The following is a 20,600-nucleotide window of genomic DNA, read 5'->3' on the forward strand; positions in this document are numbered from 1 at the left end:
CCAGAATCCGGCGTGTGGGACTTAAACCGACCGAAGACGCCCCGCGAAGCGCGATCGCCGTCGCATCCCTATCGGTCGGTGACTCCCTCGCGATCCATCTCGGCAACCTCCGCCTCGAGCCACTCGCGGAACCACCGAACGCGTTTGATCCGCTGGTGAGCGATCGACTCGGCAGTCTTCGAGTGGATACGGTCGACGTGGTCGCGGCTGCGTTCGAGCACGCGATCGACCATCTTCGCCGCGTCCATGTGGGTTCGCGCCTCATAGCCCATCCGCAACAACATCAGAGCCGTCCCGTTCGCGCCGACCTTATCGAGGAGGTCCGCCTCGATCAGACACCGGGTTTCGAGGTCGACGTTCGAGAGATCGCCCTGATAGGAGTGGGCCTCGATGGCCTGGGTGACCTGGGCGATGAATGAATCGGGATACTCACCTTGCGTTTCGAGGTACTCGCGGGCGATCCGGGCACCCGCTTCGGCGTGGGCGTCCTGGTCGACCTCGAGTTTAGCGACGTCGTGGAACAGGGCAGCGACTCGCACCACATCCCGATCGGCGCCCTCCTCGCGGGCGATCCGCGTCGCGATATCGGCGACGTTCCGGATGTGGTTGAATCGATAATCGGCCGAATGCCACGGATACCACCGCATCCGCCCCCCGTCGTCCTCGCTTTCGACGCTCGCAGCGAGGTAATCGTGAACGAACGACCGCATCTCGTCGAACGCCTCCTCGGACACGCGGGACCCTTTGATCTCAACGCCCACGGCCCCACCCCCTCACTCGATAGACGCGACGACCGCGAATTCCGTGTTTCATTGCCCAAACCCACGGTCGTTTCGTTCTTAGGCGTTACGACAGACGGAGTGAACCTCGGATCGCCCGTCGGACGCCACCTCGACGGCCGAGACGGGGTCACAGATACGCGGCGTCCCATCGGGTGGGCTTTCGACGGTTCCCACAGGAAACGCACTTGAGACGTTCCATCGTGTCGACGACGATCTCCAGGCTCTCGCAGTTCCCACAGAGGTATCCGTAGCGCTCCTCGTGGTCCGAGTCCACGTAGGCGGGATAGAACGGCCCCTTCGATCCCCGCTCGCTTTCCTCGAGGTCGACGTGGACGCGATCGCCCGACTCATCAGTGTAGACGCGCGATTCGGTTGCGGAACCGTCCTCGGCGGTCCGCTTCGTGTAAACTAACTCTTCGAACGTCTCGCGTTCGACCGTGATCGTCTCTGCATCCGTGCGATCGTACCCCTCCTCCTCGTAGAACCGGGTTCCCGATTCGTTCGTGGCGAGGACCCGTCCCTCGATGCGGTCGACTTCGCGATCGCGGAGCTGATCCTCGACGTATGCGAGCAGGCGACCCCCGAATCCCGAGCCGCGGTGGTCGGGATGGACGTGGAGCCAGTCGATCTCGCCGACACGTTCGCCGCGGTCGACGACGTAACTCTCCGCAAACCCGACGACCGCCTCCGATTCGATCGCGACCGGACACACCGTCCGGCTGGAAGCGACGTCGGCGGTCATCTCCGAGGGATCGTACCACCGATCGACCAATTCAGCGATCGCCTCCTCGGAGACGACGTGTCCGTACGAGGCCGAAAGCGACGCGCGTGCGACCGCCCGTATCGCCTCCAGATCGTCCGGGGTTGCCTCTCGGAGCTCCATGTGGGATGTGTTCACACCCCGCTTATAAATAACTCTCCCCGCGGACGGAGCGACTTACGTGATTGAGTAGGTCGCGGCCGCCATCAAGAGCAGCGCGAACCCGAGCGCGATCACCATCAGGTAGCTCAAAGACCGGTTCTCCCACTTGAGGTGCTGGAAGTAGCCGACGATGAGGGCGGACTTCAACACCGAGGCGCCCATCGTCCCGGCGAACGCCTGCTCGTAGGTGAAGAACTCCCCGAACTCGAACAGGATGAAGTTCAAGGTCGCCAACCCCGCGAGCGCGAGGTAAATGAGTGCGTAGAACTTGATCGAATCCGTCGCCATTGTTCACGCGAAATCTGGGTGTGCGTCCTTATAGGTTTACCCATCCGCGTCGTCCGGCCCTCGCCATCGTTTCCACAGGAGGTAGCCGACGATCGGTCCGGCGATCCAGAACCCCACGCCGACGATCGCCCAGATGATCCCGCTCAACATCCGCGGGTCGGTGAGGAGGTCCGTGACCATGTGATCCGTCGTCGATCGGGACGTAAATATCCGTGTATCGATCGATCCGATATCCCGCCATCACGATGCATCGATAAGGGAGGACCGGTCCGCCGAACGCTTGCCGGTCGTCTAGAAGAGGTAGAACAGCGGGAAGAGGAAGACCCAGACGATGTCGACGAAATGCCAGTAGAGGCCGAAGTACTCGACCGGTCGGGAGTCCTCCTGGTAGGCGCCGTTCCAGGCGCGCACGAGCAGGAAGCCGGCGATCAACAGCCCGATGACCACGTGGAGGCCGTGAAGCCCGGTCGTGACGTAGTAGATCGTCGCCTGAACGGGGTCACCGTGTGGGTTCTGGCTCAGCGTGACGCCGACGTCGTAGATCTCGTGGTGCCACTCCCACAGCTTGATGGCCAGGAAGGTGACTCCGAGCAGCATCGTCGTACCGAGGCTGGCGATCAGTCCGCCGCGGCTCTGTCGGCGGGCGTAGACGAGCGCGAGGATGACCGTGAACGAGGAGGTCAACAGCACGAACGTGTTGATGAGTCCCGGTAGGGAGTTGGTCAACGGCTCCCAGGTATACCAGCCCGCAGCGACGCGGATGAAGACGGCCGCGGAGAGGAATGCGCCGAAGACGATGACGTCGGAGGCGAGGAAGAACCACATGCCGAGTTTCACCTTCTCGACGCCCTCGAAGGGCCACCGCTCGGCGATCTTCATCGGTGGCGCATGGAAGTCCTCCAGTCCCCACTTCACGGCGGTCCAGATGAGACCGATTCCGCCGATGGCGGTGAAGATCGGATAGATCGGATTGCTGACCGAGATGGCCGTCGCAAATAGGGTGTCGCCGGCGGAGATGTTCATTGAGGAGGTGACTCCCGAGAGTCCGAAAAAGAGGATTGCGACCGAAAGCGAGAGCGCGAACGGCCAGATACTGGCGTGACTCGGGTGTTTATCCCAGTAGGGGTAGCTCTCGATATGGTCGTCGCCATGGCCCGCGCCGTGGCCACCGTCGGTCGCGGCTGCCGGCCCGTCGTGACCCTCCTCGGTCGTCGTGAGTGCCTCCGAGACGAACTCCAGTTTGCCGGATGCGTAGGATGGACGCCCGCCCCAGTTCTCAAGCGGCGGTGGGGAGGGGACGGCCCATTCTGCGGTCCGCGTGTACTCCCAGGGATTCTCCGGCGCGTCGGGGCCGGCGACGTAGGATTTCGCGAAGTTGTAGAACATGATAAAGAAGGACAGCCCGAGGAGGAACGCGCCGATCGTCCCGAACTGGTGCATACTCTGGTAGGCGGGATCGTAATCGAACACCCGTCTCGGCGTCTCCCAGGCGAGGAACATCGAGAAGTACACCGCGTTGAAGCCGATGAAGAATGCGACGAAGTGCACCTTGCCAAGGAATTCGTCGTACATCTTCCCGGTCATCTTCGGGAACCAGTAGTACGCGCCGCCAAACAGCGCGGTCGCACCACCGAACATCACGTAATGGAAGTGGGCGACGACCCAGTACGTTCCTCGGAACTCATAATCGAGGACGATCGCGCCGAGGAAGACCCCCGTGATCCCGCCGAGGATGAACAGCAACAGCGACCCGAACGCGAAGAGGAACGGCGTCGTGAACTTGATGCGACCCTTAATCAGCGTGTAGATGAGCGAGAAGACGAGGAGATCGAACGGTAGCGAGATGCCGATCGTCGTCGCCATCATCAGCGTCTTGACCTCCAGGTTGATCGTCGTGAGGAACATGTGGTGGGTCCACACAAGGAACGACTGAATGGAGATGAGACAGATGGCGATGATCACCCATTTCCGACCGACGAGGCGGTTTCCGGAGAACGATTGGAAGAGTTCGAGCATCACGCCGAGTGCCGGGAAGAAGACGATGTACACCTCCGGGTGACCGAAGAACCAAAAGAGGTGTCCCCAAAGTAGCGCTCCGCCCTCAGTGGCCGAGAAGTAGATGCTCCCGAGAATACGATCGGAAAGCAAGATCAGCGCGACCGCAAGCAGTGCCGCGAACGCGAACAGCATCATGTAGACGGTCGCGAGGATCGACCAGGTGAAAAGCGGCATATCCATCAGTCCCATTCCTTCCGCACGGGAGTGGTGGATCGTCGTCAGGAAGTTGACCGTCGAGGCGGTAATTCCGATCACGAACATCGCCAGGGCGAGGATCGCCCCGGTCGATCCGAGACTCGGCGTATACATTGGGACGTTGAGCGGGGCGTACATCGTCCAGCCGGTACTCAAGGTACCGCCCTGGAAGTAGCTCACCCCCATCAGGAGTCCCGAGAGCAGGTACATCCAGTAGGAGAGCGCGTTCAGCCGTGGGAACGCGAGGTCGTCAGCTCCGATCTGGAGGGGGACCAAGTAGTTCGCGAACCCGAATCCGAGCGGAGAGAGGAACCAGAAGACCATCACCAGTCCGTGGGTAGTCACGGCCTCGTTGTAAGCGAGCCCGGAGAGGATCTGGGCGCCGGGTTCCCACAACTGAAGGCGGATGAGAAGCGCAAGCATTCCGCCGAAGATCAGGAAGAACATCGCCGTGATCGTATACAGAATTCCGACGTCCTTGTGGTTCGTTGTGACGAGCCAGCGACGGACGGACGTTTTCGGTGGTAGTTCGGACATTACGCGGTAGCCTCCTGGACAGCGTCGTTAGCGTTCATGGCGTTTTGAGACTCCTCCGAATCGTTCTCGTTTTCGGCGGCCTGCGTGTCGTACCAGTCGTTGAAATCCTCCTCGTGCATGACCACGATCTCGCCGTTCATGTAGGAGTGTCCTGACCCACAGAGCTCGAAGCACTCGATCTGGTAGGTGCGCTCCTCTCCGGGCGAGAGGTCGGCCTCATCGGTCGTAAACCACGTCTCGGAGTAGTCCCCCGGGATCGAGTCGGTCTTGATGCGCAACTCGGGGACGCCGAAGTTGTGCCAGACGTCCCGCGAGGTCACCCGTAACTCGATCGCCGAGTCCTGGGGGACGTAGAGTTGGTCCTGGGTTGTGACGCCGTTCGGGTACTGGAACTCCCAGCCGAACTGGTAGCCAACGACCTCGACTTCCATGTCGGATTCGATATCCGCGCTGTCGGGGCCCTCCTCGACGACGAGAAGGAGCCCGTATGCATACACGACGAGGCTGATGACGATGATCGCGCTGAGTCCGAACGACAGGAAGAGTTTCTTCGCCTTCGGACCTCCCTTTCCGGTGGGCAACTCGCCGAGTACCGGCGGGTCGAAGCTCTCTTTCGGTTCACTTCCATCGTCCCGGAATTTGTACGCATTCAAAAGCGTATACGAGACGACGACGATGCCGACGAGCGTGCCGAGCCCGAGGAAGACGAGAAATATCTCGTCGAATATCTCCGCCTGGCCCCGGATGCTGCCGGATCGCTGTAATAGTACTGATGTTAGTATAAACACTGACGCTATCATGTCTTGTGTCGATCCTTGTGAGGTAGTTGGTGATGCTGCACTTATCTCTTTTGTAGCGTGGTCGTCGGAGTGCCGCACGTCGTCGACCGAAGTCGCGTTCCCTCACGACGAGCGAGCGGCATACGAAGGCTATTTGTATTTACGTCCGGACCATCGAGTAACGAGGAACACTAAGACAGCCATGGTCTCGCCAACGCTTTTAAGCACCGCACTGATGGGCCTGCTCGTACTCGCCATGTTCATCGCGGTGGGACGGCTCGCACGGAAACGAACGTCCCTCACCTCGAAGGAGGGGGACCGATACGATCGACTCGCGGCAACGCTCGGATCGCTCGTGCGGACCCCCGTGGTCTGGACGATCACGTTCCTCGTCGTTGCGGTCGGCCTCGGCGTGCTCGTGATCCTTTCGGTCGGGAGCTTCGGCCTCCCCGAGGGCCTTTCGGGAACGCTCCTCAACGCGGTCTTTGCGCTCGTCGGCCTGTTGATCGGGGGATTCGTATTCATCGGGGCATACACGGCCACTCGCGATCGCGGGCTCGGCAACGCGCAGGGCGTCGCCGCAGGTTCGGTCGCGCTCGGGATGGTTCTCATGCTCGTGATCGCGATCCAGCTCGTCGTCGGAATCGTCGGCTGACGCCAATTCGGCCGTGCCGAACGGCTCGATCTCCCTCGATCTTCGACACCGTTTCGGTCGATCGACGTCTTCAACACAACTTTTGTCGATCCGTCAACACCGATTTTGTCGGTCGGAGTCACGACGGCGCGCGTATGCGGACGCCATACCACTACGGCCTGTGTGCATACCACTACAGCCTGTGTGCAGCCTGTGCAGCGACGGGACTCCCGTGAGGATCACTCGATGGGAATCCCGTGACGGGTCAAAAAGTCGCTGACGTCTTTGATCTCGACCGGACTACCGATGATCCGACATCGTCCGTCGGTCTCGAAGACGGTAACCGTGTACTCGGCCTCGATCCGGTCCTGGATCCCATCGAGAACTCGACACGGAACGACGATCTGCGTGCTGTCTCGGAGGCGGGCCGGATCCGGCATTCAACACTCAGACGGTGAATGAGGGGGTGTATAATCGTGACGGAATGCGATCGAAGTCCGAGGATCGCCGCCGCGTGGCGTTCCGTTCGGCGAGAATCGCTGTCACATGACGTTCCGTCGGGGGTGAAAGAACAGGTTTAACGAACTGAACGGCGGAGTAACTAGTGATGGGACTGGAAGAGGAGATCGAGGATCTCCGAGAGGAGATCGCCGAAACACCATATAACAAATCGACCGAGGCACATATCGGTCGTCTCAAGGCCAAGCTGGCGGAGAAAAAGGACAAACTCGAGAATCAATCCTCCGCCGGTGGCGGCCAGGGATACGCCGTCGAGAAGCACGGCGATGCGACCGTCGCACTCGTCGGCTTCCCGAGCGTCGGCAAATCGACGCTCATCAATGCCCTCACGAATGCCGAGAGCGAGACCGGCTCCTACGATTTCACCACGCTCGACGTGAACCCCGGGATGTTGCAATACCGCGGCGCAAACATTCAGATCCTCGACGTGCCGGGACTGATCGAGGGGGCGGCGGGCGGTCGCGGCGGCGGGAAGGAGGTCCTGTCGGTCGTCCGGACCGCAGATCTCGTCTGTTTCATGCTGTCCGTCTTCGAGATCGACCAGTACGAGCGGTTACGGCGCGAGTTGTACAACAACAAGATCCGGCTCGATACCGAAGCGCCGAACATCTCCATCCGGAAGACCCACAAAGACGGGATCCGGGTAACGACCGGCGACGGCGTCGATTTGGACGAGGCGACGGTCAAAAGCGTCCTTCGGGAGCACGGCTACGTGAACGCCTCGGTGACGATCCCCCACGACCTGACGATCGACGAACTCATCGACGGGATCATGGACAATCGCGAGTACCTCCCATCGATCGTGACGGTAAACAAGGCGGATCTCATCGACAAGGAGTACCTGCCGACGGTGCGCGACGAACTTCGTGACCACGATCTCGATCCCGACGAGGTGACGTTCATCTCCGCGGAGGAGGAGCGTGGACTCGACGGGCTCAAAGAACGCCTCTGGGAGGAGCTCGGACTCATTCGCGTCTACATGGACAAACCCAGCCGCGGGGTCGACTACGAGGAGCCCCTGATCCTCTTTTCGGGTGAGACGGTCGGCGATGCCTGCCGAAAGCTGGGCGGGGACTTCGAGGAGCGCTTTAAGTTCGCACGCGTGTCCGGCCCCAGCGCGAAACACGACGAACAGCAGGTCGGACGGGACCACGAACTCGCCGACGAGGACGTCCTTCGGATCCTCACTCGGAGGTGACGCCGTCGAAATGATGCGTACCGACCGCGTGAGCGAATCCGATCGCGTAAGCGACCCTGATCAGCCCACGGCGCGCGGAAGGACGAAACGAGGCTGGATCGCGGTCGCAGCCGTCGCTGGACTGCTCGCCGTTCCCGTCGCGATCGCTGCCGGTGACGGCGGATACGCGTTCGTGATGATGTGGGGACTTCTCGATCCTGGATGGACCGGGCTCGGGGACGGAGTCCACGTCTATCCCATTTGGGCATACCTCTCGAACCATCCGATCGGATTCGAGGCGTTGCCCGCTTCGATCCGAGCGTGGCCGGTCGGATTCGGGTTCCACGTTCTCGCGCTCGCGAGCGCAACGAGCGGTGCGACGATCGGCCGGGAGGACCGACGCGTCACGGGCGGACTCCTGGTTCTTGCTGGACTCGCATCGGTTTCGGTTGCGTTCGGCATCACGACACGGTACGGCGGGATCGGGACCTCGCCGACGACGTTCGTCCCACTCGGAGCGATCGTCACGTGGGTGGTCGCGTTCGCGATCTATGGCACGGATCTACGCGATCTTCTCGGAAAGTAAGCGACGAGCCCCGCGACGTCATCCGGATCCTGGTGTCTCCGGACGATATCCTCGGCTCACCGACTTCCACGTCCCGCTCGCGAACCGCCAGTAGTTGATCGCGGCGGGGATCGTCGTCTCGGCGAAGAAGGCCAGGTAGACGCCCCATAATCCGAGCGGAGTGGTCGCACCGAGGTAGGCAAGCGGAATGGCGACACAGAACATCCCGAGGAACTGGCTGAGGAAGGGGATCGTCGTATCACCGCTGGCGTCCAACACCCCGGCAGCACCGCCTGCGACTCCCTTCAACACGATGGCGATGGAGGCTGCATGGACGAACCGCACGGCGATCGGGATCGCCGGATCCGTGGGGTCGTTGACGAACAGTCCGACGATCGGTTCGGCAAACACGAACACGATCGTGGCCGAAACGAGGTAGGTCGCGACCGCGAAACGCACGATCTCACGACCGTATCGCTCGGCTTCGTCCTCCTCTCCGGTTCCGAGTTCCTGCCCGACGAGGCTCGAGGACGCGAGTCCGAACCCCCAGCCGGGCGCGTTCATGAGTCCCCAGATGCGTCGGGTGATGACGAACGCGGCGACGACCTCCTGACCGAAGATGTCGAGAATGGCCAACATCGGGAACTCGGCGGAGATCCACACGAGGTTGCGCGCGCCGACGGGAATGCCGATCTCGAGCAGGTCTACGATCGTCTCCCGATCGAGGTAGGGTCCGTAAGGGTCGATCTGGACCGGAATATTCCCGACCACCGGCAGCGATCCACGCGCGATCCCGACCGCGAACGCCGCGGTGACGACGACGTTCGAGATGACCGTCCCGAGCGCCGCACCGACGACGCCGAGATCGAGACCGAAGATGAGCACCGCGTTGAGAATGACGTTGGCGACCGCACCGCCTGCACGCAGTTGCATCGCGGAATAGGCATCGTCGGCACCCACCAGCACCCGGCTGCCGACGAGGTTGAGCCCGGCGAAGGGAACCCCGAGACCGACGACTTTGAGATACGCAGCCCCGTAGGAGATGGCGCGCTCGTTGCTCGACAGAAGCGAGATCAACTCGGTTGGACGCGACCAGAACAGCACGACGAGTGGCAGGCTGATACCTAGCACGAGGAGCGTGCTCGATCTGACTGCGAGTCCCAGTTGACCGTGTGCATCCGCACCGTACCGCTGTGAGACGAGTGCGATCGTCCCGCCCGCGATTCCGCCACCGACCGAGAAGGCAACTCCCCAGAATGGTCCGGCGAATCCGACGCCCGCGATCGCCGCCGATCCGATCGCGATCCCGACCATGGCGACGTCGACCGCGTTCTTCGACATTCGGGCGATCCCCGTGACGACGCGAGGCCAGGCGAGATCCGTCGTCCGGATTGCCCGCTCGCGATCGATCAGGCCCGCACGCGCGAGTCCCAGCCCGATCCAGAGAATGCCGAGTCGGATCGGATTCGGGAAACGGGTCACGGGAGACATCCGTCCTTTCCGGGAGGTCCCTAAGTCGTTTCGCTACGCGGCAGTCACCACCGGATCAAGGGACCCATCGAGCCAGCACGTGTCCGCAGGCCCCTTCAGGACGGTAATGGAGTCAACGAGGGGAGGCCGGCGGCCATCGTGCTCGCATTCCACACCCGGATCTGAGAATGCAGATATGGATACGTTTGCGAGATTATATTCAATATTGACATTCAATTCGAATAACAAACATCAATACTGATAAAAGTTGGATAATAGAACAAATATATTATCATCCGTCGGCGACAGTCGATCGAACTCAGTCGGTGATGTGGGATACGTCGTCGCGGTGGTCTCGGAACGGTGGATCACGATCCGTGTGCGCGTATTGCTACTTCTCTGGTAGGGTTCATAGACACATGAGAAAAGACGAACTTTCAGTCCGACATTCGATTCGAACGATCGTTGTGGTGTCGATCGTCATCGTTGCATGTGCGTTTCCGGGTGGGATAGTTCAACAAGCGATAGCTGTTGATTCGGATAACAGCAGTATTACTGCACATTCAAATGATGTTGGGGTAGAATCTCAACATGAAATCACAATTCAGTTTAATAACTCGACAAACACCAAAGAATTAGAAGATATTGCAATCGATTATTCAGTTGGATCGGAGATTCCGAAAATAAACAAATCGATTTCTGCAGATGATATAACTGTATACTATGATAATATAACTGTAGATGGAGGATTTACAACATATGTGAAATATTCGGATGAATCTGATTTTGAAAATATAGATGTGAAAAATGATAAAATACTCCTAAACTTTAGCCAACCTTTAGAAATACAAGATGGTGCAGATCTAACGGTCTATCTAAATGATGGAGGCGATTTTGAGGACAGGGATAGAGTAGGGAATAAAATCACTAATCATCCCAATGAAGGTACTTACGATGTCCAAACACACCTACAAACAGGTTCTAAACAATTATCAACAAATCTTACTAGTAAAGATAATATTATAAATAATCTCTACATTCGGGATCGAACAGTTAAATCAATAGAAGAAAATAATGTCGATCTAACCTCTAAAGAAACTGCGAAAATAGGTGTACAAACGGGAGAATCAGCAACAGAGGTGTCTTTAGGAATAGATCAAAATAATGATGGTTCAGTTGATCAATCTGTAATAAATGATACTATTGAAAACAATAAGACAGAATTTACTGTCGGTGTGAGAGATGAAGACATCACAATTGACACATCTCTCGGGACATACCCTGTAGGAGCATCTGGTGATGCTGGTCTATCAGATGGTTCTCAAATTTCGAGTTCTGAAGTTGTTGCTGAAATTAAATCACAAGGAAGCACTATCAAACAAGAGATTCCAAATGAAACACAAATATCCAATCAGACTGTCATATTAAATAACACTCTAACGAACACCGGAGGAAACACCTACACGGATACGCTCGAACTCGTCGTCAACGGCACCGTCGTCGACACGCGCTCGGCGACGATCGAGCCGGGTGAGACGGAGTCGGTGACGCTTGCCTACGAACTGGACAACGAGACGGCGGGAGATGAGCTTTCGGTCGTGCTCCGGGGCGATCACGACTCCGTCAGCAACACGGTCGAGATCGTTGAGCCCCCGGACAATCGCGTGGAACTGGAGACGGAGACGAGTTCCTATGAATCCGGTAGTTCGGAAACCCCGACGATCGCGGGAACCGTAACCAATGAGGGCGGGGCGAACGCGACGGAATCGTATGATCTAGTTCTTGACGTCGCGAACGGTTCGATCGTGACTGACAAACCGGATCGTGCGGGGCTCAATGCGGGCGAATCCACGACCTTCGCGTTCGATCTTGAGGAGGGATCTCTCTCGGAACTCGATCCTGGCTCCCACCCGATCGTCGTCACCGAGTCGTTCACCGGGAACGACGCGAGCGGTTCGCTTTCGATCACGACGAACGAGTCCGAGACGAACGAAACCGACGATTCCGAAACTGAAACCGACACCGATGACGGCGGGGAATCGGGATCGGAATCGACGTCCAGTTCGGGATCGAGTTCGGGGGGCGGATCGGGGGTGGGATCGACGCCGACCGAAACGACGTCGGCTCCGATTCGTGGATATGTCGGTGACGGCACCGTCACTCTCGAAGAACCGATCCTGACGGCCGGGCGCGGCGACGTGGTCCCGATCACGCTCGATGCCGGAAGCGTGGCGGAGGGCGGCGCGTTACTGATCGGGAACGAATCCACGGCGGACTATCGAGCGACGATACACGTCGAGACGTTCGGCGAGGCGGAGTCGATTACCGTTCTGTTCAACACCTACACGGCGGGGACGACCGCCGGACCGGTCGTCGAACTCGACGCGTCCTCCCGCGAGGCGGGAGCGTCCATCGCCTTCGATCCCGAGACGGACCAGACGGTGCGGTCGGGAGGGATCGGAGCGGGCGAGTATCCGATCGTCGCCTCGACTGCACCCCATCCGAAGACGGCCGCAACGCACCCGACCGATGTCGGCGCACTCGTGATCGAACAGCGGGAGACGACCGCGATCACGACGTGGACGACTGCGCGGTCGACGGCGAACGCGATACGGGAGGCGTCCGATCCGGGTGCCCTGATGACCGCGGCCACCCGGAATGGAACGGTCACCCGAAGCGACGAGATCGCCCACGGGGACGTCGCCGTCCTCGAACTGGAGGCGACCGGACTCTCCGGGATGTTGCTGCTTGCGGGACGCGACCGAGGGACGACGAACGCGACCGAACGATTCCGAACGGTCACCGATCCCGAATGGTCCGGCAGCGTATCACGGGCGGACTCTCGCGGCGCCGACCCGGCCCCAGCGGTTGATCTCGACATCGCGGAGACCTCGAACAGCGTGAGCACTCGGAGTGACCGACGGACCATCGATATCGGATCGGACGGGATTTCGGTCGCCACGGGCGGCGACCGCGATCGGGTGTACCTCCTCGTGGATACGGCCCGATTGGCGTTCGAGGATGGAACCACGATCGATCCGTCCGACTCCGCGACGTTCCGACTCGACGTTCAGATATCGGATGAGCTGACATCGAGCGACGAGACCGAGAGGTTCTCAGGGACGGGCCCGCCGGTCGAGGGGCTCGGGACGTTCCGCGGGGATGATCGGTTCGAACGGCCGTCCGGACCGATCGGAAGCGGCGCGAGCGTCGCTCCCGTGATCGATGACGAGGCGACGACGACCTTCAGCGTCGTCGAACGCGATGTCGGATTCCGCGAGGACCCCTACCACGCCCCGGCCGCGACCGGACAGGTGTTCGAGGGGACGACTTCGATCGCTCCAGGGACTCCCTTGACAGTCGACATACAACCGGTATCGGAGAGGAAAGCGACCTTCGAAGCGATCGAGGAGACCGTGATCGTTTCCCCTGACGGATCCTGGTCGGCTACGGTCGACCTCTCTTCGGGATCGGTCGGCGATCGCTATCGGGTACACGTGAAACGCACCCAGATCACCGATGACCGGCCCAGCGTCCACGGAACGATCGTCGGCGTAGACCCGGAGACGACGGCGGCTCCCTCTCTCGACGATCGAGGGGAGTCAGGTTCGGCGTCCGCTTCCGACACCACGCCGAACTCGGGTTCCGATTCGGCGGGACCACTCTCGGTCGGGACGGGAGCGATCCCTGATGGGATCGATCCGGAAACGCTCCTGTCCGTCCTCATACTGGTCCTCTTCGTGATCGGGCTGTATCGCGGACGGTCTCGATAGAGGCTCTCCGCCCCGATTCAGGAGGCTCACCGACAACGACAAACGCTTTACATCGCGCACCCATTCTTCGGATATGGTCGGCATGATCGGCGAGTCGACGCCTCCAACGCTTTCGATACTCGCCTCCCTGCCGGACACGTTCACATTCGCGTGGATCGTGGCGGTCCTGTTCGTCGTCGCCGCGATACTTGACCGGTTCGAACGCGAGGAAGGGCGGCTGATGGCGACCGGAACGTGGATCCTCTTCGGAGCGTTCTGGCTGACGATGGTGCCGTATTTCGCACTCGAGCATTTGAGTTACGTCGAGAGTCTCCTCTCGCTGGTCGCGGTCCCCGCCTGCGTGTACGTCGGATACCTCCTGTATCGAGGTCGCGAGTCGCTGTTCGTGCTCACTCGGGCCGTGGCGGCGATGTTGATCATCTATCTTCCGTTCGAGACGATCCCCTCGATGTCGATCGGCGGAGTCACGATCCCCGAACCAAAACGCATACTCATCGAGATAGTGGCCGCCCAGACCGCGGCGGCAATGTCGCTTCTGGGCTACTCACCAGCGTTGATCGAGAACTCACAGGGATACCTCTCGACCTTCCAGTGGGTCCATGGTCCGGAGGGACACGTCGTTCTGGTGTCAGTCGTCCTCGCATGTACGGGTATTGGTAGCATGGCGATATTCGCCGGGCTTATCACAGCCGTCGACGCGCCGTTCGAACGAAAGATTCGGGGACTCGCGGTCTCCATCCCGCTCATCTACGTGTTGAATATCGCTCGCACGACGTTCATCACGATCGTCACGGGCAACCAGTACATGCACTGGCAGCCCGACCTCGTGTTGGCGATGTTCGGGGCGAGCGATCCGTACCGCGTCTCGTTTTTGATCTCCGATCGGATCTTCAGCCAACTGCTCGCGATCGTCGCACTCATCGGGATCACCTATCTCGTGGCGCGACAGATCCCCGAACTCGTGATCGTCTTGGAGGACGTGTTATACGTATTGACGGGCGAGGAGCACGACCTGCTCGCGGCGCTGGATCTCCCCCGAGAGCCAACGAATCGGAAGCGGTGATCGGATTCTGGCTCGGCGTTCGACGCGTGGTGCGCTGGGGACGCTTTTGTGGCTCGGCCGCGAACGCCGGGCATGGACTCGAACGAGGGAGTAGTCGTCATCGGTGGCGGCGTTGCAGGGCTCACCACGGCTGCAACGCTCGCGGAGGCCGGCGTCGACGTCACGGTGGTCGAACGCGAGGAAACGGTCGGTGGACGCGTGAAAAGCAGGGACGTGGACGGATTCACGATCGATCGCGGGTTCCAGGTACTCTTCGAAGCCTATCCGGCACTTCGCGCGGAACTCGATCTCGACGCGCTTGATCTCCGCCCTTTCGCTCCCGGCGCGGTCATCTGTCGTCCCGGATCGCGGTCGACGCTTGCCGACCCGTTTCGAGATCCGGTGGCCGCGATCGGATCGATCCTCGATCCGACGATCCCGTTTCGTGACAAGTTTCGAACGCTCCTGCTCAGACGTGAATTGACGCGACGATCGGAGTCGGACTCGTTCACGGGCCCCGACGAAACGATCCGGACGTTTCTCCGCGAACGGGGGTTTTCTGCGAGGTACATCGATCGGTTCGTCGAACCGTTTTACGGCGGGATCACCCTCGATCGATCGCTTTCGAGTTCCAGCCACGTCTTCGAATACACGTTTCGAGCGATGAGTCGTGGTCGGATCGCCGTGCCGGCCGACGGCATGGGATCGATACCTCGCCAGTTGGCCGACCGAGCGGAGGCGGGCGGCGGCGAGATACGGACCGGAACGGCAGTTGAACGGATCGATCTCGTCGGGTCCGACGTTGACGGTGGTGACGTTACGGACCGACACGACCAGCCGGAAACGTCGGAGGGAGTTCGCATCACGTGTGCTGACGGAACGTCCCTCTCGGCCAGCGCCGCTGTCGTCGCGACGTCGCCGCCCGAGGCGCGACGGCTCACCGGCATCGAGGCGATCCCGACGGAGGGCGTCGGTTGTGTCACCCAGTGGTACACGCTCCCGGCCGAGAGGAGCTTCGAGGTCGGAACGCGGATCCTGTTGAACGCGGGATCCGAGCGCCCCAACGCGGTGATTCCGATCGGGGAGGTCGCACCCAGCTACGCTCCCGAGGACCGGACGCTGTTCGCCGCGACCTTCGTTGACGACGAGGCGCTCGAACGTGAGGCGGACGCCCTGGCCCAGGAAACCCGCGAGGCGCTCGCCTCGTGGTATCCCGAGCGAGCGGTGAACGGATTACGGCCGATCGCGATCGATAGAACGCCGTTCGCCCAGTTTGCCCAGCCACCCGGATTCAGAAAGGAGCTTCCCAACCCGGACGATCCGGCCGGACCGATCGTGCTCGCCGGCGATTACACGCGGTGGTCTTCCCTGCAAGGTGCAGTCGAAAGCGGTCGACGGGCGAATACGATCGTCCGTGAACACCTCTGAGGTGCCGACAGGTGGATGATCGGTGATCGGGTGCATAGCTGGGCGAATCTCATCCCGTAGTTCCGGTAATTCGGTAGTTCCAGTGAGCTTGGGTAGCCCCGTAGTTCGGTAGTTCCGGTGGACTCGTGTTCGATCACTCTCCCTGTTCGAACGCGTCTGCACCGTGTTTCTCGATGAGTTCCAACAGCTCCTCACGCTGGCGGTCGAGGGTCGAGGGGCGTTCCGCGTAGACGTGATCGAACATCTCGCCCGGATCGACCTGGAGGTCCGCAGTCGCCTCGATCGCCTCAGCGACGACGTCCTCAGCCTCCGCGCCGATCGCCTCGATCCCCTCCGCGTCGATCCGCCCCGTCTCACGGAGGAATGTCTCCATGCGGTCGATCGGATCGATCGATCGCCAGCGTTCGAGTTCGTCCTCGTCGCGGTAGACGGTCGGATCGTCGGCCGTCGTGTGTGCGCCGTAGCGGTACTCCACGAACTCGATCAGCGTCGGACTCGGGGAGGCGTCCGGATCGCGAGCGCGCGTCGCGGCCTCGCGCGTGGCGGCATAGCTCGCGAGGGGATCCATGCCATCGACGCGGATCCCGTCGAACCCGTACGCTTGTGCCTTCTCGGCGAAGGTGTCGCTCGCCGTCTGGCGCGAACGGGGGACGGAGATCGCCCAGCCGTTGTTGTGACAGCAAAACAGCGTCGGCAGATCGAAGACGCCGGCGACGTTGAGCGCCTCGTGGAAGTCCCCCTCCGAGGTGGCCCCGTCGCCGAAGTGGCAGGCGACGATCCGGTCGTCGTCGCGATAGTCGAAGGCCCATGCGGCGCCGACTGCGTGCGGGAGATGTGCAGCCACGTCGATCTGTAACGGGAAGACGTTGCCCTCAAGGATGGCTGCCGTACCGGACTCGTGGCCCAGCCAGTAGGGAAGATACTCGGCAAGCAGGTCCCGGGTGACGATCGAGCCGTGTTCGCGGTACTGGTAGCTTATCAGATCACGCTCGTCGAGCGCGTGCGTCGATCCGACTGCGGAGCCCTCTTGGCCGGCGCAGGGAGCGTAGGTTCCGATCCGTCCCTGCCGCTGGAGGCTGACCGCGCGCTCGTCGAAGTGACGGGTGATACGCATGTCCCGGTAGATAGCGACGAGGCGATCATCCGAGAGATCAGGAGGCTCCGCATCGGGCAGGACCCGTCCGTCGGCATCGAGGACGCGTCGAACGTCCGCCTCCGCGAGCGGATCAGTCACGATCGCACGCCTCCGTGGGGAATGATACCGTCCGACTCTGCATACGACGATGAAACGTCCGCATGCTCAAGGGTGTATCGGTGCTCGTGATCCGTCGTCCCGACTGCGTGATAGGCTCGTCCGTCTCGCAGTCGGCTCACGCAGCCTTGCGATCGCGAACGGTCGATGGCTCGCCGTCGAATCGGCCATCCGACTCGCGATGTTCTTGAACGGTCGTGTACGCCTCCCGAACTCGCCGGAACGATTCCTCGTCGCCGCCGTGGTCCGGGTGCACCTCCTTGATTCGGTCGCGATAGGCATTCTTGACGGCCTCCTCGCCGGCCGTTCGGGAAAGTCCGAGTTCGTCAAACGCCGCCGCGATCGGATCGTCGTTCGGACGGGTGTCGAACGTGGGCCTGGGGACGTCGAAGGGTAGACGTCTGCCGAGGCCCCGACCCGGCATCTCGTGTTCACAGAGAACCGACTGCGTGCCGGCGTTCTTGAGTCGGAAGTGGAGGTGGGCATCGAAGGTGATGGCTACCTCCCGGTCGGGGAGGTAGAAAGCGACCGTGGATCCCGCAAGCGGGTGGTTTTCGAGAAATCGCTCGTCGATGGCGGCGAGGTATTCGCGGATCTCCTCGTGCCGGCGCGAGACGCCGGAATCACCGCCGACGGCAGTCGCGCCGGTCGCGGGAAGAAACCGGTCACCCAGATAGAACGCCGCCACGACGAACGCCGTCGCGACGAGCCCCAGAAGGCTCCCGGCAAGCAACCAGACGGGAAGGAGTCGAAGGACGTCTGCGACCACGTGAGACGTTGGACGTGGATCCTCAAGAACCCCTCGCCGGGGGAGGACGGGAGCGACCACGATCGAGGAACTCGCGGGGGCGAGCGTGCCTCTTCGTCGAGGTCGTGTCGTTCTCGCGGTGATCGTGCTGTTCTCGTGGTGATCGTGTCGTTCTCTTCGTTCGCCCGCTCTCCTAGATCATCCCGTTCTCCTCGAGCGCCTCGATGACGTCGTCGACGAGCTCCTCGAGTGACTCATACGGGAAGTCCTGATTGCCGCCGAGTTTAGTGGCCAGCTCCATCGCCGAAAAACGCACGTCATCGGCCTCGAACGTGGTCGAGGGGCCGTTCGGTAGCGCCGGCAGCAGATCCATTTGCGTCTCGACGGGAAACTCGGCGTCCTCGAACGCCTCCGTGAACTGTGCGCGAAGCTCGGATTCGACGTCGGTCATACCCAACCCACCCGTAGACTGCCAAAAAGGGTTGTGAAACCCCGTTGAGATCGAATTGACCACGCCGATCCGGATCCAAGCGGGAGGGTTTCCCCTTCATCGATCGAACGTGAACCAAAGTATTCACTATGGGGCGTCACCAATCGGCGAGCATGAGTACAGAGGACGTTTCCCGACGGGCGTTTCTTCGGACGGCGGGCGGAACCACCGCGGCGGCAGGTGTCGCGGCCGGCGCGAGCGGAACCGGGGCTGCCCAGGAAGCGCCTGTCTGGCCCTCCAGCGTCGAGGACGCCAATCACGGAACGTACCAGGACGCTCGGGGTCAAGACGAAGTAACGATCTCGGTGGGGGCCGGCGAACAGGGATTGTCCTTCGATACGACGAAGACGTGGATCGATCCGGGCACGACCGTGATCTGGGAATGGACGGGCGAGGGCGGTGCCCACAACACCGAGAAAGTGGAGGGTTCCGCCGCCGAGTGGCAAAGTGAGATCACCGCCGAGGAGGGGTTCACCTTCGAGCATGAGTTCACCGAGGACGACGTGGGAATTACCCACTATCAGTGTGCTCCTCACGCGCAGGTCGGCATGCACGGCGGCATCGCCATCGGCGAGGACATCGAAACCGAGGAGGTCGGCGGCGAGGAGGAGGGGGCCACGGGCGTCGTCTTCGTGCCCGAGGCGGCGAAGGCGCTCAGCGTTGCGGCGTTCATCGCGATGCTCGCGACGCTCGGGATCGCGTTCTTCTTCATGCGCTACGGCGGAGGCGAGTCCAACGAGTAGCGCGATCATCCCGGGGACCGGGATGTCGATTTGAACGACGGATCATCGGACCGGTAGATTCGGTCCCCGTCATACCGTGAGATTCCTTGACTTCATACTCCGTGCCTGGCCAAGAGCCGCGGCTCTACCGGATCACAGTTTGCCGCGTGCATCGAGCAGGGAGCGGTAGCGCTCGAGATATCGCTCCAGGATCGGACGGTGATCGTAGCGTTCGAAGCGCTCGTCGACGGTCCGGCTCGGCGCCGATCCGGCCTCAAGAAACGCGTCGGCGAGTTCACGCGGGCTCGTGACCAACCGACCGCGCTCGCGTGCCTCCGCGAGTTCGTGGGCGCTCGAGTCGGCCTGATACTCGACGAGGCCGACACAGCCACACGCGAGCGCCCAGAGGAGGTCGCTTGCGAACGTCTCCCTCGTCGCGGTCTGGACCGCGACGTGGGCACCTTTGAAGATCGACACGCGTTCATCGATCGGCGTCGCTCCGAGAAACGACACCCGATCGTCGATCCGGAGATCCGAGGCAGTTCGCTCGGCCGCATGGCGCTCCGGCCCCTCACCGATCACGGCGGCACGCCACTCGCGATCGCGCACCTCTGCGAGACCAAGGAGGAACGACTCGACGTTCGAATCACGGTCGAGTCGCCGGGAGTAGACGACGTCAAACCGGTCGTCGACGCTGGCCGACTCGATGAGCCCGAAGTCGATACTTTCGGGGATCGTCTCCACCACGTCCGAGGGTGCACCGTACTCCTGAATCCGGGTTCGTGCGGCCTCGGAGGGAACGACGATCCCGTCGGCGCGCCGGGCGATCCACCGATATGCGAACGTGGAGTCCGCGGGGTGGTCACTCCACCAGTCGACGAGGACCGGGGCACGGTGGACGAGTCGAGTCGCCGCTGCGGCCCCGGCTCCGCCGGGTGGACTGTTCACCGCGTGAACGATATCGGGGCCGGCCCGCCGGAGCGCCGCCGGGAGACGGGCCGCAAATCGGGCCGGAATCGGATCCGCCACCACCCGACGGTAGCTGATTCCGTCCTCCTCGAAGATGTCGTGATCGCCGCCCCACCACTGGGCGCACAGCCATCGAATGTCGTGTCCGCGATCGGAGAGCTGTCGTGCGATCCGATGGGCTCGGGATCGCGCCGGCGTCGCTCCGTGGTGCGGGGTAAAAAGCGAGACGAACGCGACGCGCATACCTGAA

At 61.4% G+C, this 20,600-nt stretch carries 19 protein-coding genes; 7 read left to right on the plus strand and 12 right to left on the minus strand.

Translation table 11 applies throughout. From position 1 onward, the window contains the following. Positions 1-68: 68 nt before the first annotated feature. The 6 genes from ACERIT_RS10745 to coxB all read right to left on the minus strand — a co-directional run bounded on the left by ACERIT_RS10745 (position 69) and on the right by coxB (position 5,564). On the minus strand, positions 69-761 hold the full coding sequence (locus ACERIT_RS10745) for an HD domain-containing protein (RefSeq protein ID WP_373674853.1): 693 nt from the start codon (positions 759-761) through the stop codon (positions 69-71). 148 nt (positions 762-909) lie between these two features. Then, on the minus strand, positions 910-1,665 hold the full coding sequence (locus ACERIT_RS10750) for a GNAT family N-acetyltransferase (RefSeq protein WP_373674854.1): 756 nt from the start codon (positions 1,663-1,665) through the stop codon (positions 910-912). A 54-nt stretch (positions 1,666-1,719) separates the two neighbouring features. Further along, entirely contained in the window at positions 1,720-1,992 is a 273-nt protein-coding gene (locus ACERIT_RS10755; protein WP_373674855.1) for a cytochrome C oxidase subunit IV family protein, read from the minus strand. Positions 1,993-2,028: 36 nt separating this feature from the next. Further along, complete coding sequence (locus ACERIT_RS10760; RefSeq protein ID WP_373674856.1) at positions 2,029-2,172, minus strand: hypothetical protein; 144 nt, start codon at positions 2,170-2,172, stop codon at positions 2,029-2,031. 111 nt (positions 2,173-2,283) lie between these two features. Beyond that, positions 2,284-4,782: a cbb3-type cytochrome c oxidase subunit I gene (locus tag ACERIT_RS10765; protein WP_373674857.1), complete on the minus strand. Its 2,499-nt coding sequence runs from the start codon at positions 4,780-4,782 to the stop codon at positions 2,284-2,286. Beyond that, complete coding sequence (gene coxB / locus ACERIT_RS10770; RefSeq protein WP_373674895.1) at positions 4,782-5,564, minus strand: cytochrome c oxidase subunit II; 783 nt, start codon at positions 5,562-5,564, stop codon at positions 4,782-4,784. Before coxB ends, ACERIT_RS10765 begins: the two co-directional genes overlap by 1 nt. Before the next feature lie 199 nt (positions 5,565-5,763). Between coxB and ACERIT_RS10775 the strand changes: the two genes are divergently transcribed. Continuing rightward, complete coding sequence (locus ACERIT_RS10775; RefSeq protein WP_373674858.1) at positions 5,764-6,216, plus strand: hypothetical protein; 453 nt, start codon at positions 5,764-5,766, stop codon at positions 6,214-6,216. A gap of 218 nt (positions 6,217-6,434) precedes the next feature. Here ACERIT_RS10775 and ACERIT_RS10780 read toward each other — a convergent pair whose 3' ends face one another. Next, complete coding sequence (locus tag ACERIT_RS10780) at positions 6,435-6,635, minus strand: hypothetical protein (protein WP_373674859.1); 201 nt, start codon at positions 6,633-6,635, stop codon at positions 6,435-6,437. Positions 6,636-6,802: 167 nt separating this feature from the next. Between ACERIT_RS10780 and ACERIT_RS10785 the strand changes: the two genes are divergently transcribed. Together ACERIT_RS10785 and ACERIT_RS10790 are read left to right on the plus strand one after the other, a co-directional pair. Then, positions 6,803-7,912, plus strand: coding sequence for an OBG GTPase family GTP-binding protein (locus ACERIT_RS10785; RefSeq protein WP_373674860.1), 1,110 nt, complete (start codon positions 6,803-6,805; stop codon positions 7,910-7,912). A 10-nt stretch (positions 7,913-7,922) separates the two neighbouring features. Further along, on the plus strand, positions 7,923-8,477 hold the full coding sequence (locus ACERIT_RS10790; RefSeq protein WP_373674861.1) for a TIGR04206 family protein: 555 nt from the start codon (positions 7,923-7,925) through the stop codon (positions 8,475-8,477). Between the two features lie 18 nt (positions 8,478-8,495). Here ACERIT_RS10790 and ACERIT_RS10795 read toward each other — a convergent pair whose 3' ends face one another. Next, positions 8,496-9,947, minus strand: coding sequence for an MATE family efflux transporter (locus tag ACERIT_RS10795; RefSeq protein WP_373674862.1), 1,452 nt, complete (start codon positions 9,945-9,947; stop codon positions 8,496-8,498). A gap of 1,523 nt (positions 9,948-11,470) precedes the next feature. Between ACERIT_RS10795 and ACERIT_RS10800 the strand changes: the two genes are divergently transcribed. From ACERIT_RS10800 to ACERIT_RS10810, 3 genes are all read left to right on the plus strand, one after another. Beyond that, complete coding sequence (locus tag ACERIT_RS10800; protein ID WP_373674863.1) at positions 11,471-13,699, plus strand: BGTF surface domain-containing protein; 2,229 nt, start codon at positions 11,471-11,473, stop codon at positions 13,697-13,699. A gap of 82 nt (positions 13,700-13,781) precedes the next feature. Next, the gene (gene artA, locus ACERIT_RS10805) at positions 13,782-14,762 is read left to right on the plus strand and encodes an archaeosortase A (protein WP_373674896.1); all 981 of its coding nucleotides are present in this window, start codon (positions 13,782-13,784) and stop codon (positions 14,760-14,762) included. A gap of 72 nt (positions 14,763-14,834) precedes the next feature. Next, complete coding sequence (locus ACERIT_RS10810) at positions 14,835-16,169, plus strand: NAD(P)/FAD-dependent oxidoreductase (RefSeq protein WP_373674864.1); 1,335 nt, start codon at positions 14,835-14,837, stop codon at positions 16,167-16,169. A gap of 133 nt (positions 16,170-16,302) precedes the next feature. Here ACERIT_RS10810 and ACERIT_RS10815 read toward each other — a convergent pair whose 3' ends face one another. From ACERIT_RS10815 to ACERIT_RS10825, 3 genes are all read right to left on the minus strand, one after another. Further along, complete coding sequence (locus ACERIT_RS10815) at positions 16,303-17,403, minus strand: thiamine pyrophosphate-dependent enzyme (protein WP_373674865.1); 1,101 nt, start codon at positions 17,401-17,403, stop codon at positions 16,303-16,305. A gap of 136 nt (positions 17,404-17,539) precedes the next feature. After that, a complete protein-coding gene (locus ACERIT_RS10820) occupies positions 17,540-18,190 on the minus strand; it encodes a J domain-containing protein (protein WP_373674866.1) in 651 nt (216 codons plus the stop codon). A gap of 172 nt (positions 18,191-18,362) precedes the next feature. Continuing rightward, positions 18,363-18,620, minus strand: a complete 258-nt coding sequence (locus tag ACERIT_RS10825) for an MTH865 family protein (RefSeq protein WP_373674867.1) — start codon at positions 18,618-18,620, stop codon at positions 18,363-18,365. Between the two features lie 152 nt (positions 18,621-18,772). Between ACERIT_RS10825 and ACERIT_RS10830 the strand changes: the two genes are divergently transcribed. After that, entirely contained in the window at positions 18,773-19,402 is a 630-nt protein-coding gene (locus tag ACERIT_RS10830) for a halocyanin domain-containing protein (RefSeq protein ID WP_373674868.1), read from the plus strand. A 132-nt stretch (positions 19,403-19,534) separates the two neighbouring features. Here the strand turns inward: ACERIT_RS10830 and ACERIT_RS10835 are convergent, their stop codons facing one another. Then, positions 19,535-20,593 carry a glycosyltransferase family 4 protein gene (locus ACERIT_RS10835; protein WP_373674869.1) on the minus strand — a complete coding sequence of 353 codons (1,059 nt, stop codon included), beginning with the start codon at positions 20,591-20,593 and terminating at the stop codon, positions 19,535-19,537. Positions 20,594-20,600 lie beyond the last annotated feature (7 nt).

This window comes from Halopenitus sp. H-Gu1 (assembly GCF_041821145.1).
In the GTDB taxonomy this organism is placed as follows: Archaea; Halobacteriota; Halobacteria; order Halobacteriales; family Haloferacaceae; genus Halopenitus.